The 13,682-nt window shown below is 35.1% G+C and carries 11 protein-coding genes; 6 read left to right on the top strand and 5 right to left on the bottom strand.

Annotated elements, in window-relative coordinates:
* Positions 1-9 precede the first annotated feature (9 nt).
* The 4 genes from IPK35_22820 to IPK35_22805 all read left to right on the top strand — a co-directional run bounded on the left by IPK35_22820 (position 10) and on the right by IPK35_22805 (position 4,398).
* Positions 10-1,017, top strand: coding sequence for a DUF4249 family protein (locus IPK35_22820; protein ID MBK8056021.1), 1,008 nt, complete (start codon positions 10-12; stop codon positions 1,015-1,017).
* A 33-nt stretch (positions 1,018-1,050) separates the two neighbouring features.
* Entirely contained in the window at positions 1,051-2,649 is a 1,599-nt protein-coding gene (locus IPK35_22815) for a hypothetical protein (GenBank protein MBK8056020.1), read from the top strand.
* 31 nt (positions 2,650-2,680) lie between these two features.
* Positions 2,681-3,241, top strand: a complete 561-nt coding sequence (locus IPK35_22810; GenBank protein ID MBK8056019.1) for an aminoacyl-tRNA hydrolase — start codon at positions 2,681-2,683, stop codon at positions 3,239-3,241.
* A 377-nt stretch (positions 3,242-3,618) separates the two neighbouring features.
* Positions 3,619-4,398: a class I SAM-dependent methyltransferase gene (locus IPK35_22805; protein MBK8056018.1), complete on the top strand. Its 780-nt coding sequence runs from the start codon at positions 3,619-3,621 to the stop codon at positions 4,396-4,398.
* Between the two features lie 373 nt (positions 4,399-4,771).
* Here IPK35_22805 and IPK35_22800 read toward each other — a convergent pair whose 3' ends face one another.
* The 5 genes from IPK35_22800 to IPK35_22780 form a co-directional block, all read right to left on the bottom strand.
* Positions 4,772-5,500 carry a response regulator transcription factor gene (locus IPK35_22800; GenBank protein MBK8056017.1) on the bottom strand — a complete coding sequence of 243 codons (729 nt, stop codon included), beginning with the start codon at positions 5,498-5,500 and terminating at the stop codon, positions 4,772-4,774.
* 2 nt (positions 5,501-5,502) lie between these two features.
* A complete protein-coding gene (locus tag IPK35_22795) occupies positions 5,503-8,568 on the bottom strand; it encodes a histidine kinase (protein MBK8056016.1) in 3,066 nt (1,021 codons plus the stop codon).
* Positions 8,569-8,838: 270 nt separating this feature from the next.
* Positions 8,839-9,297, bottom strand: a complete 459-nt coding sequence (locus IPK35_22790) for a hypothetical protein (GenBank protein MBK8056015.1) — start codon at positions 9,295-9,297, stop codon at positions 8,839-8,841.
* Position 9,298: 1 nt separating this feature from the next.
* The gene (locus IPK35_22785) at positions 9,299-10,165 is read right to left on the bottom strand and encodes a hypothetical protein (protein ID MBK8056014.1); all 867 of its coding nucleotides are present in this window, start codon (positions 10,163-10,165) and stop codon (positions 9,299-9,301) included.
* Positions 10,158-10,718 carry a hypothetical protein gene (locus IPK35_22780; protein ID MBK8056013.1) on the bottom strand — a complete coding sequence of 187 codons (561 nt, stop codon included), beginning with the start codon at positions 10,716-10,718 and terminating at the stop codon, positions 10,158-10,160. The genes IPK35_22785 and IPK35_22780 overlap by 8 nt, the downstream gene beginning before the upstream one ends.
* Positions 10,719-10,995: 277 nt before the next feature.
* On the opposite strand from IPK35_22780, the gene IPK35_22775 reads away from it, so the two are divergent.
* Both IPK35_22775 and IPK35_22770 read left to right on the top strand, forming a co-directional pair.
* Complete coding sequence (locus IPK35_22775; protein MBK8056012.1) at positions 10,996-11,604, top strand: cupin domain-containing protein; 609 nt, start codon at positions 10,996-10,998, stop codon at positions 11,602-11,604.
* Between the two features lie 310 nt (positions 11,605-11,914).
* A complete protein-coding gene (locus tag IPK35_22770; protein ID MBK8056011.1) occupies positions 11,915-13,558 on the top strand; it encodes an amidase in 1,644 nt (547 codons plus the stop codon).
* The last annotated feature ends 124 nt before the right edge of the window (positions 13,559-13,682 follow it).

Genomic DNA, 13,682 nt, shown 5'->3' with positions numbered 1-13,682 from the left:
ATAATCATTATGTCAATGTCAATACTGTTTCTGTCAAAATGTGTTGACCCAATCAACCTCATTAATGATGAAAATGCCAAAACAGTGTTGGTCATTGATGCAAAAATGATAAAATACAAAGAAACAGGAAGAATATTGGTGGACTTGATTCAGTCTTCATTCAATACGGACAGGTCTTTTGCTTTTATAGCTGATGAAGTTTCTGTGATCAATTCAGCCGGCAATAAACTTGTACTAAACCGATACGCCATTGGCCGCTATTCAGCCAATGAAACTGCGAGTTTTAAGTTTACTTATGGTCAAAAGTATAAAATACGGGTATTTAACAATAATGGAGATACTTATGAATCCTCATTTGAGGAGTTGTACCCTTCACCTTCGATACAAAAAACTTCTTTTAAGTACGAGCCCGGTGTCAAGGAAGGTCTTAGCCTGTCGGTCAACACAACGTTAAATAATGAAAATAAAAACAAAATATTAAAATGGGACTTATTTCAGGTATTTAAGATGACCGAACAAAAATTTGGTGGCCCGAATTTAAGGACTTGCTATTTTTCAAATACACTAAACAAAACTAAAGTCAGTCTTATAGATGCCAACAATCTTGAGGTCAACAAAGCTTTGGATTTGACGGTGGTCAAAGACATTGTTGATCACGAATACTCTGAGGGTTCTTATATTACTATTGTGCAGCAAGCTATTGATAAAAAAGCACAATCATATTTTATAGCATATAACAACCTTGTCCAAAGAGAAGGAAATATATTTGAGACACCTCCGGGAGCACTGCCTACAAATTTTAAATGTGTATCAGACACTACAAAGCTTGTGACAGGATACTTTTTTGCCACTCAACAGGATACAGCGAGAATATTTTTAAGTCCCGATCAATTGGGAAATCCTTCAAGACTTTGCCCGATACCACCCAATGAAGCCAGCGATTGTCCCGCAGTGCAGTGTTGCAATTGTTTATTATTCAAAAATGCCAGTCTGGTGAGGCCTTCATACTGGAGATAATTTTTTGGCATTAATTAAAAAGAAAGACAGTTTATGAAATCTATACAATCAATTTTATATTTTTTGATTTTTATCATCAACATTACAATTATAAACGCACAAAGCACCAATATCTATCTCATCCTTGACAGAGAAAATTACGGCACAGGAGAGGTAGCAAACGGGGTTTTAGTCATAGATGGAGTCAAAATACATAATAAAGCTTTACACATCGAAGTCAGAAATGCACAGACAGGAAATTTGGTCCACAACACATCATCAAAAATTTACAATAATCAAAGCAGCTTTTATATTCCGTTGTCGTCAGAACTTCCTTCCGGAACTTATACAATTGACACCTATGTATGCACCATCGAAAATGTGACAAACAGAAATATTGTAGATCTTGCTTCAACTACTATTAACCTTATAAATCTGAGAGAAACAAAATTATCCAAAGAAACATTTTTTGAGGTTGTAAAAGAGAGTAAACTCTCAGGGGATAATGCGGGTTTTAAAGTAAGCTCATTTTATGACAAAGTCAATGAAACCTATAAAGTCAGATTTTCTTCTCCGCGTATGGACTCCATAAAATTTATTGCCGCCACCTCGGATAGAAACCTGAATATTCAACATACACGCAGGAATTGGGCTCAGTCTTTTGCCCAAAGCTTTTCTGAAAAATTATTTTATATATTATACATGTCAGATGATAAAGGACAAAAACAATTTGGTTTGGTAGGTCTTTACTCTCCTGTATCTGAAAAGTTGTTTATTTCAAAATCAGATTCTGAAGGCAAAGCTATTTTTATCCTTGATGATTATGAGGGTGTACACGGATTCAACCTCTTTGTATATCAAAACAATAGTGTAAAACCAGTATTTCCAGATAAAAAATCATCGCTGACATTAAGTGGACTTTCGGAAATATCCTGGGATAAAATGCAGAAAGACGCTACACTTATCAGAAAAAGGGATAACATTCACCAATATTTTGAAGTTGTGACTTTTGGACTGAGAAACCCCATATTGATGAAAAAGAATGATGTGCCAAAACCTTATTCAAGCTTCAATCCTACGACCTACAAAAAATTTCCCGATCTGCAGACTTTTTGCAAAGAAAACGCTCTTGAATTGAGATTCAAAACAGATAAATCAAATACAGTGGCTACTTTGAGCCCACCACCAAGATTTACCAATACATATGAAAAAATAGAATGGACGAATCCATTTTTTATCGTAGATGGCAAACCTGAGACTGATTATAAAAAAATTTCAGACATGAAGCCTGAACAAATAACTTCGATGCAAATTTTTTATGATAAAAAGGAAATCATACCATGGGTGTATGCTTTTGGTACCAATGGTATTATCACCATAGATACTAAAAATAAAAACAACGTCACACCACAGATGAAAATAAATGGTTTCCAAAATCAATTTACTGAACACCAGACCATCATATCAGAAGCAAAACTTTCTGGCAAGCCTGCATTGATTCAGACTCTGCTTTGGAAAAACATAGAACATGGTCAAAATCCCATGGAGGTAGAATTAAAGGATAGCAGTGTGAAATTTCCTAAAAATATTTTTGTTGTATATTCAGCCCAAGGAAAATTTAATTTTACATCTGCGGAATTGTCAGAAAAATGAATAAAACTGAACAAGTATTGATTTACTGATTATGAAATACTTAATTGCTGGTCTGGGCAATATCGGCGCTCAATATGAAAATACACGTCACAATATAGGTTTTGACGTTTTAGACCATCTGGCAAAAGACTCAGGTGTGACTTTTAGTTCAAACACTCTGGGAGACCTTGTGGAAATAAAGCATAAAGGCAGAACACTAATATTGCTCAAACCCAATACCTATATGAATTTAAGCGGAAAGGCCGTTAAATATTGGGTAGACAAACACAAAATTCAGCCAGAAAATCTAATGGTAATCGTTGATGACATGCACTTGGATCTCGGTAAACTCAGACTAAGGGACAAAGGGAGTGATGGTGGTCATAATGGACTTAAGGACATCCAGGAGAAGTTTGGCCATAGTAATTATGTCAGGTTACGCATGGGTATAGGTAAAGACTTTCATCCGGGGCAACAAGTAAATTACGTTTTGGGCAGGTGGAAAAAAGAAGAACAACCTGATGTTGACATTATGATAGGAAAAGCTTCGCGTGCTATAAAAAATTTTGTCACAATAGGTCTCAAGCTCACTATGGACGAGCTCAATAAATGATAGCCAAAAAGTTTTATACCAAACAGATATTTATTGCGAAAATTTATAATCATAATTATTTAATTTACAATACATTATGATTCAAAATTTTCTTAGAACATTTTCTGTTCACTATATTAAGTATGTTGAAAATTTGCCGGTCTGAGCCAAATGAACAAGTGTGTATTTCAAATTGCACGTTTTCTCTATTATTCTTAATAGACGGTAAAAATGTGGTTGGATTGGGTGGATCGTCTCAAGCGTAGCTTGACAGGCTCTTTAGGGAATGAGGGTAGCGGGGAAGAAAATATTAATTTGTGCAATTTGTTATACACACAATGAACAAACTTTAAACATACACTAATGTATATGTTGTTATCTTTGTGCTTCAAATTATTATAAATATGTTACAAACAGCCGAAAGAGTTTCAGATGTAGACGCATCAGACAATTATATTTATCAGCGATCATTATTGGCATACCATGAAGCAGCCAAAATTGTTTCCGGAGATATTCTGGAGATAGGTACCGGTAGCGGCTATGGTATAAAAATCATCAGTCCAAAAGCAGATAAGTATGTCACCCTTGACAAGTTTGATAATGAACAAGTGCAATCGATGGTCAAAACTTATTCCAATGTTAGTTTTACTAAAATGGAGGTTCCTCCACTTAGTGGAATTCCTGACAATTCATTTGATTTTGTGATTACCTTTCAGGTTATAGAGCATATTGAAGACGACAAGGCTTTTGTTAGTGAAATACATAGGGTACTTAAAAAAGGTGGTAAACTCATCGTATCCACCCCAAACATCAAAATGACCCTAACCCGCAATCCTTGGCATATCCGCGAATACACCACCGGTGAACTTGATACTTTGCTAAAAGTCAAATTTCCATCTGTCATTAAAAACGGAGTTTATGGAAATGAAAAAGTCTTTGAATACTACGAAAAAAATAAAAAATCAGTAGAGCGAATCACTCGGTTCGATATTTTTGACTTGCAACATAAAGCTCCAAGATGGATGTTACAGATTCCGTATGATATCCTCAACAGAATAAATCGTCGTCGGCTTCTTAAAGATAACACAGGTTTAGTCTCTGACTTCTCCCTGGATGATTATAGTATCAGTGAAGCTAAAGAGACTTGTTTAGACTTGTATTATATAGCAGAAAAGTAGTCAATCATTGAATAAATTTCATTCGTCTTTCTTAGACAATTTAAATTGCATTCGTTTTCGCAATCGTTTGTTCTCTATTATCCATCCTTCAAACAAGCTAAAAAAATTGGTTTGAAGAGTAATTAATCAAATAAACAAAATCTTTATAACCTTAGTTTCTGAGAAAGAACACATAACGGCTTGGAATGATATCTTTTGGTTATTATAATCAAATTTACTTTAAGTATAAAAAGACAAGCAAAATGTTTTTTGACAAAACAAGTTGATTTCAGGAGCACATTTACACCTTTTGAAGAACATGAAAATGGTCTTGGAGTGAAAGTATATGGCAAAGAAAAAGGGTCATTTACATCAATATTATATATATATATCATCACTTCACTAACCTGTCGATGACTTCCTGACGTTTGTTCCTCGATACAGGTACTCTGATGTCTTCCGCCATAATGATCTCCATTGCATCTCCCTTCACTATCTTCCTGATGTATGATTCCTTAATTAACCATGAAGCATGTGGTCTGAAAAATTCTGGATTGTTGAGCAACGCCTCTATGTCTCGCAGGGTCTTTGATAATAGATATGGTTTCTCCAGTTCATTACAGTATACTCTACAATAACTTCCATCAGCTTCACAACAAATAATGTCTTTTACATGTACAAAAATAATTTCATTACCTATCGGGAGCAGAATTTTTTCAGGTACTTCTGTTTGACTCAGGTAATGCAGATGACGGATGGCTTCCATAGATGGTGCTGAAGATGATTTTTTTACGGCAGATATCAATTCAGCCTTATCTATGGGCTTTAGCAAATAATCTATGGCACTGAATTTAAAAGCCTTAATAGCATACCGATCATATGCTGTGGTAAATACGATTCTTGAAGTAATCTTTCCCAATTTTTTCAGCAAATCAAAACCATTCATCTGTGGCATTTCAATGTCCAGAAATAAGATGTCCGGCTGATGATGCCCGAGAAAATCCAACGCCTGAATCGAATCGTTGAAAATGCCCGTTATATTTACTTCAGGGCAGTGTTTTGTCAGTAGAATTTGCATTACATCAGTGCAATGCAACTCATCATCTATGATAATTGCTGTCATGGTTATTTTTTATGATTTAAGATTATCATTACCTTTGTACCGCATGAATTACTCTGTGCGTCATATAAGTCTTCAATCGTGATGGACGATATGATTCCATGAAGTTTTTGCGTCAGTTTGAGACGCTCTTCTGTGAGGGCTATACCATGAGATTTGTGTTTGTCGCCGGACTTACTTTTGAGAAATGTCGCTTTTTCCCGACCGATGCCATTGTCAACTATTTCTATTTTAATATCATCTGCTTTTTTATAAATATTGACATTCAGTTTTTTGACCATCAATGCCGGTGCTTGCATGAGTCCGTGCCAAATGGCATTTTCTACAAAGGGTTGGAGTAAAAGTGGCGGCACCATGATATCTAAAGTACGCACGTCCTCGTTTATGATAATCTTCCACTCAAAACTATCCTGAAACCTCATAGATTCCAATTCAATATATAATCTTAGGGCTTCAAGCTCTGCATCTAATGGCACAACATCTTCTCTGCTTGCATCCAGAATCATTCTGATAAGTCGGGAAAATTTGGTAAGATACTCAGATGCCTCATCAGTATTGCTGGTCAGTATAAAGCGATTGATTGAGTTCAGACAGTTGAAGATAAAATGTGGATTCATCTGCGCACGTAAGGCAGTCATTTCAATTTCGGCAATACGTTGTTTTAATTTGTTTTTTTCATACTCTTCTTTTCTAATATATGATATACGCTTTTTGTAAGCCCAAAAAATAAATCCGAACAAAAATGTCGAAACAAACATATAGAACCAAATCGTTTTCCACCAAGGCGGATTAATGACCAATTGTACATCAAATTCTTTTTCGTGATCGTATCTCTGTCTTACTTTAATTGTATAAGCCCCTGGCGACAAATTATACATACCTACAGACATCGCCTGCATTGATTCCCATTCCCTACCGTTGATATTAAACTGGAGATCTGGTATAGTAGCTGATTCAGGATCCAAATACCCGAATCCAATGATGAGATTATTTTGATTATAGTTCAAAACTATAATACTGTCTACTGCTATGTTTGTTCCAAAAAGTCTGACTTCTTTGATATAGATACGTCCATTTGTGCGTTCATTGTTCAGGATAGAGTCATCTATCTGGATCATATTATCAGGAAACTGGTTTTGAGCTATTTGTCCATTATGATCAGGAAAAATTCTGTAATTAAAAAGCGCTGCATTCTTTTCTCTGTCAAAAGAATAAAATCGTTCATTTTTTCTATTAAAAGCGATGAGGCCTACTTCAGATGTAATCCATAAAATACTGTCAGGAGCTACATATCCATATCTGACCGCATCTGAAGGCATGCCTCCTAGCGTTGTAAACAATTTGGCTTTCATATCCGAGCTGCTTATATACATAAGACCTCGACCGGGCATCAATAAATATACATTACCATGTTTGTCACCTATGATATCACTGACGAATGCTTTTCTGTTGGTGCCTGCTCTTGAAAAAGGATAGTTTTTTGAAATTTGTGTCTTGGTATCGATAATATAGAGTCCATTTTTTTCTGTTCCCAACCATATCTTATCAGTGGATTGATCATAGTGTAATGCACTGAAAAGTGTGCCTGATATTTTTGTATCAAAATATTCCAGTATGTGGCTACCTTTTCTGATGATATAAATCCCGGTATTCCGCTCCCTGATGTATATATTCCCTTGTTTGTCTTCCACAAAATTTCTGAATTCAATCTCTGTATTTGAATTTATAAATGCTGGAACTTCATATTTTGAAAGCTTCTGATCATCTTCATTCAATAGATACACACATTTGCTTGTAGAAATATATTGTAGATTGTCAGATGCTGCAAAGTATAATTGTAAAATACCAAGATTAGTGCTATTGTCCTTATCTCTTAAAATGTAACAAAATTGATTATCGCAAATCGCAATTTGACCTTTTTCCCAATCACCTGTCAGAATTTTTCCGGAAGATGTGATATAACTATGATTATTTGTAAAACCCTTTGGCAGTGGTATTTTTGTTTTTGAAAAATATGAATTCTTTCTCTGGCAATGTATAAGTGGAGTAGGGCCAGATTTAAGAAAATAAATATGGTTATCATACACTTCAAAATTTGTATACGAACCATTGGAGAGAAGACCTTTATCTTCCTCAAAAGCAAAATCTGAAAATTTTTTTGTTTTTGTATTGTAGAGAAATATTCCGTCACTCCGCAACATCATCATTGTATCATGTCCAAATGATTTTATTTTAAGTATTTGATCAGTTAGATAATTAGGTGCAGGTGGACAGGTATGGTGCTTCCAGGTCTCAGTAGATGAGTGATAAGTATAAAAACACTGATCATATGTTCCAATCCAAAGTGTGCCGTTTTTATCGATTTCATGAATATTAAATGCAAAATAGTCTTTTACATCAGGATGAGGATGATATTTAAAAACCATGCTTGTAGTTTGCACAGAAAATAGACCGTACACTGTCATCAACCAAAACTCTGTTTTTGACTTTCGTTTTATACTTTGGGTGATACTATTCCTTTGTTCTGATTTTATGATACCCGCATTAAATGCAAAATCGTACCAACCACTCTTCACAAATTTTTCAGTTTCAGGATCAAATATTAACACATCAAAATATCCACCTATCCAAATACGTCCGGACTGATCTTCTAACATTTCTGTGTAGCTGATGCCTTGTATGGGCATCACTGTGGTATCAGGATAATAATTTTTGAAAGTATGATTTTTATGATCAAACAGACTCAGGCCATCGTCAGTATTTATCCAAAGTCGTCCTTTGCTGTCTTCCAACATTCCATTACAGCTGTTATTGGATATCGAATTTAGATCCCCTGCTTTGTGTTTGAATGTATAAAAGGAATTTCCGTCATATCTATTGAGTCCTTTATCCGTTGAAATCCACAGAAAACCAGTTTTATCACGATACATCGACCTGCACAGTTCAGAACTCAAACCATCCTTTATGCCATAAATATTTGTTTGATAACTTTGCTGAGCAAATAGATTATATGGCAACCAAAAAATAATGATTGTGAGATTGAACCAAAATTTGTATATTTGGTAATGCATTTTTTACCGTAAAAATATCAAAGGTGAAAATTACATGATATTTGTTATATTTTTAGGTTTATCTTAAGGTAAGTTTAGATTTTCATATAAGAGTGACATTGACAAAATTTGAATTTTGGAGAAGTTATATTTTGCAGACGTAGCCGGAAAAGCAAGCTTTTGGTCTGATGCAGTAAGGCGAAAAAATATAAAGGAGGTCGGCCTTGCTGACAGACTAACTAAAATAAAATTTGCCACTTAATCCATATCATAAAAGTTTTATACATACTTCTAAGAATCAGATCTTCTGAAACCTAATTTTACCATATAAAGGCTCAACAAAATCAATATACAATCTGTAAAAAAAACACCGATACTGAAAATATGAGATTGAGACGGGTCGTTTTTATCCATTACTACAGTTACTTCTTCATTTAAGTCAAAATTCATCCAGGGAAGAATTATTGTAGATCTAGCATATCCTTCCAAGGAGTCCAAACTTCCTGCTACTTTTGGATATCTGTATACAGGTCTTCGTGCTTTGTATTTTTTACCAACTTTTGATGTATTATCTTCAAAAATACTTTTACTGGATTTACTTCCTCTGAACCCTACCACTATTCCCTTTACTTTGTTACCAGATACCTGATATTGAATGGTTTCCACCATGGGTTTGCCAATAATAAAGATCAATATAAATCCACCTGCTATCAGCAATAATCTAAATAAAAACACTGTGAAACGACTCATACTATTTGCCTGAATTATATATACTCATCAATAATGCTTTGCTGATACGCTGGCTCGCTTTTTTGCCGAGGTGACCTTGTCCTGGAGATGTGTCTATGCCGTTAACATCACTGGGGTCTGAAGCACTATTGCGATTTTCAATACAGATACGCCATACACCATTGAACTGACATACACCATCATTGCTTTCTAATGCCTGAAGGTCAAAAATAACATCTGTTTTAGCAAAAGTTGCTCTCATCCATTGAGCTACTTTCATACGTGCACTATTTCCATCATAAGACTCTACAGAATAAACTAAAGGAGGCGTCACATGTACTAGCCTGAAGTCTGTGACTTTTGATTTTAGTTCATCAACCATAGATTTGTAGGAAGTCTGAACCTGTATGAAATTATTGTCATCAATGTCTGCATAACCAAATTTAAAGATACCTATTTTTACAAAATCTTTACTATTTAGTATCTGTTCTTTGAAAACTCTGATTTTTTCATACGGATTTCCATTGGGGATTTTTCCTACATCTACAAAAATTCCACCCATGAAGCCTTTATTGACCTTATCTCCATTTCCATAGTATTCCCAGGGAAATCCATTTGCTTTGCAACCTTCTTCAAGATCTTGACCTACAGATTGGTGTAGAAACAGGGTATTCCATCCTTTGACACGATTTTTTTCTGCATTGGACAAAGCATCCCATGATGCTACACCTGCAGTTCCGACGATACCCGGACTTCCTTTTCCTATTTCGGTATTAGTATTCCCATTACCGTCATCTTGGATATCAGTATTTTGTTCCTTATTACATGCAATCAATGTTAAAAAAAAGAGTATATAAAAGTTAATGCGCATGATTATATATTTATTCATGATAGTAAAATTTTCCATCAGTGATGACCATTGTCTGACCAGAAGAACAAGTAAGAGTGCCGGAAAATGTGGCTTCCACTTCTGAGTTATTAGCTTTAGTCACACTAACTTTCATGTCAAATCCCATCATACTTCCACAGATATAGTCCTGTTCTGACCAATTGCCTATCTGAGCTACGGAAAGGGCTTTGTTACCTTGAGCAAATGAAAACTGACCCGGACCATCTGTCTGATAAATGTTGATATTAAAAGTTTTCTCAGTTTTATCCTTTTTACCTGTGGCGCCGGCAATAATGATGACTTTGTCATACCCTTTAGGATGAAAGGCTCCGAACACATCATGATCAGCAGACCATACTTGTCCATTTATTTTCATTGTGAGAAAATTTTTTCCAATAGACGATGGTTTTGACGCTTGATTATTGTCAGATGATTTTTGACTATTGCTGCACGAAACGAAAGTCAATAATAGAATGGAAATCCAATGTAAAGTTAAAAACTTCATAAAGATAAAATTATAGTTACTGGTAAACAAATGTGTATATCTGGTCATAATATTGGATTTAAGGTATGATTAAATTTGTCACTTGTAGCCAAATCACAATAGATTAATATACTCAAATTTTGAAACAAAAGTAATAAGGACTGTTATTACTTTCAACGTTGGATTTGTAAAAGGCACTTCCGGCTTTGTACTTGGATGTAAAAGACTTAGATTCTAAAACACTAAGTACAAACTCAAAGCAACCTAATACCAATTGATATAGATCTAATATGAGATGAAATAATAGCTTTGTTAGAGTATTTGATCAACATAAAAATTTTATATCATGGAGCGTCGCAATTTTTTACAATCATCATTACTTCTTGCTGGTTTGAATATAAACCCACTCATTTATAATTACAATAATATACCTTCATCAGATCCTATAAAACCATTTTTGTTGCCTGCAGAACCTCCCTTGTCAAATAATGGCAATATGACCATCAAGGTATGGGTTAGAAACGGTGCAACAAATGGTCTTTTTTCCAGTGTAGAGTGTGCTGTCGCACCAAAAATAATGGGCCCTGCGCCACATGCGCACAAAGAATTGGATGAGCTAATGTATGTACTGGAAGGTACTGCAAGTGTTCTGTTGGGTGATGAAATCGTCGAAATTAAAGCAGGAGGATGGCATATGAGACCACGCATGATTAAACACACTTTTTTTAATGCATCTGATCAGCCTCTTCGTTTTATTGATATGTACTTCAATCAACCTTTTGAAGAATATCTGGAAGCTCTGTTCTTTAAACTCACACCAGAAAACGGATATCCAAGTGGCTCGGAAAAAAAAGGAGCAGAAATAAAAAAACTGACGGAAAAATTTGGGTTGATAAGATTTGATGATGCAGATCAACAAAAAAAACAGCTAATTAAGGAATATGGCTTGAAGTAAATGCATAATTTGCATAGAGATCCAGACACACACCATGAAGGAAAAACTAAGAAACAAATCACACAAATGATTGTCAGAGACAAACAAAAGGCTACTGATATTGTTAGATGTTTGAATCAATTGAGGTTCTTGTGCGGACATTTCTGATTGGAAAACCTCCAAATAGTGACGGTTTGTACCCAACTGAAATTGAGTTACAGCCTCAATTTTATAATCTCAATTATCTGAATATATTTAATTTGTGATCTAATTTTTTTTATTCAATTTTCTGTTCACCATAGTATATTAGGATACCTAAAATCTAAAATGTATGATTTCTAAATTTTCCAGGTTTTTCTTTATTCTATTATGGTTAGTGGGCGGGATTTTGGGGCAAAGTGTCATAGCTCAGTCTGTTGATGATATTCCATATATCTACAACAAAGAGCATCAGATATCAAGGATGAGATTTAAGGTGCTATTTTCCAATGTGAGAGATCATTTTGCTGTCACATCAGTGTTTAAGAATGAAATTACTTTATTCGGTAGAGAAAAATATGAATCTCTTATGCCCTTGATATTGGAAAAAGATATTCCATATATTCAGAAACAAATTGATGATAACCTATTGACATACAAAGATTTAGTGACTTTTTACGTCTACAGAATTCACGAGATTGAAGGCAATAAAGATATGGCTCTCAATGCCATCATGAGTCTCAATAAGGATGCAATAAGAGAAGCTGAAATATGTGACAAAGAACGGAAAAGAAAAAAAAGACACCCAATCTATGGTATGCCCTTGCTGCTCAAAGATAACATAGGATATGATGGTCTGCCTACAACGGCGGGAGCTGAAATCTTAAAAAACAATTTGGTAAAGGATGCATTTATTGTCAAAAAACTCAAAGAGAAAGGGGCCATCATTCTTGGCAAAACCAATCTCAGCGAGTGGGCTTATTACTTCTGTAGTGGATGTCCGCTGGGATATAGTGCCGTAGGAGGTCAGAGTCTAAATCCATATGGTAGGTTTATATTTGAGACTGGTGGTTCAAGCTCTGGCAGTGGCACCGCAATAGCTGCCAACCTGGCAGTAGCTGCGATAGGAACTGAAACATCAGGGTCAATACTTTCTCCTTCTTCCCTTAACTCAGTAACAGGATTGAAACCTACTGTAGGAACCCTCAGCCGCACCGGTATTATACCTATATCGAGCACACTTGATACACCCGGTCCTATGACAAAAAATGTAACAGATAATGCTATTCTCATGGATGCCATGACAGGTTATGACAAGGCTGATCCTTCATCAAAAAAAAATTCAGGAAAAATTAAATATCAAAAAGCATTAAAAGTTCTTGATCTGAACGGTAAAAGAATAGGGATGTTTAAACACCTCATGGAAAATTCTGGTTATGTTAGAATTTCAGAAATATTAAAAAAGAGCGGTGCTAAAATAATTATTCTTGATGCTCAGAGTGGTGCACTCCAAGGTTTTTTATCCATTCTTAACATTGATATGAAAAACGACCTTCAGGCATATCTGTCTGCACAAACTCACGGCCTAGGAAGTATCAAAAACGTTATGGATATCATGAATTATAACAGAGAAAATATGGCTTTGAGAGCACCCTATGGTCAGGCTTTATTCAATGTTGTTGTCACCGATACTACCTCAGCAACAAAGCTTGTTAAGATTAAAAACGACCTCGAAAGTTCAGGTAAGTCATTTTTTAATGACATGATTAAAAAGCATCAATTAGACTTAATCCTATCTGTCAATAATCAGCATGCTGCCATAGCAGCTGTAGCAAAATTTCCATGCCTTACTTTGCCCATGGGATATAAAGACAATGGAGAACCTCATGGCATTACGTTGATCCTTCCTTCGGGTCAGGAAGAAAAACTTTATTCATTTGCTTTCACCATCGAATCCAGGACCCACTTCAGAATCATGCCCAAAGCATATAACTGAGATTTGATCAAAAAACTTATTTGCCTTAAAAATTCACCAAATTATATTCCCGGTAGCCAAACTTTGAATTACGGATTGTGTTTGCATAATTCTAATTCTACCCTGATGTCATAAACTTCATAAC

This window comes from Saprospiraceae bacterium, assembly GCA_016713025.1.
Classification (GTDB): domain Bacteria; phylum Bacteroidota; class Bacteroidia; order Chitinophagales; family Saprospiraceae; genus OLB9.
Note: the sequence above shows the minus strand (reverse complement) of the source record. Positions and strands in the feature narration are given on the sequence as shown.

Coding starts and splice junctions, on each gene's coding strand:
- IPK35_22800 (MBK8056017.1), bottom strand. CDS start 5,500: ATGACAGCAATTATCATAGATGATGAGTTGCATTGCACTGATGTAATG.
- IPK35_22780 (MBK8056013.1), bottom strand. CDS start 10,718: ATGACCAGATATACACATTTGTTTACCAGTAACTATAATTTTATCTTT.
- IPK35_22790 (MBK8056015.1), bottom strand. CDS start 9,297: ATGAGTCGTTTCACAGTGTTTTTATTTAGATTATTGCTGATAGCAGGT.
- IPK35_22785 (MBK8056014.1), bottom strand. CDS start 10,165: ATGAATAAATATATAATCATGCGCATTAACTTTTATATACTCTTTTTT.
- IPK35_22815 (MBK8056020.1), top strand. CDS start 1,051: ATGAAATCTATACAATCAATTTTATATTTTTTGATTTTTATCATCAAC.
- IPK35_22770 (MBK8056011.1), top strand. CDS start 11,915: ATGATTTCTAAATTTTCCAGGTTTTTCTTTATTCTATTATGGTTAGTG.
- IPK35_22820 (MBK8056021.1), top strand. CDS start 10: ATGTCAATGTCAATACTGTTTCTGTCAAAATGTGTTGACCCAATCAAC.
- IPK35_22775 (MBK8056012.1), top strand. CDS start 10,996: ATGGAGCGTCGCAATTTTTTACAATCATCATTACTTCTTGCTGGTTTG.
- IPK35_22795 (MBK8056016.1), bottom strand. CDS start 8,568: ATGCATTACCAAATATACAAATTTTGGTTCAATCTCACAATCATTATT.
- IPK35_22810 (MBK8056019.1), top strand. CDS start 2,681: ATGAAATACTTAATTGCTGGTCTGGGCAATATCGGCGCTCAATATGAA.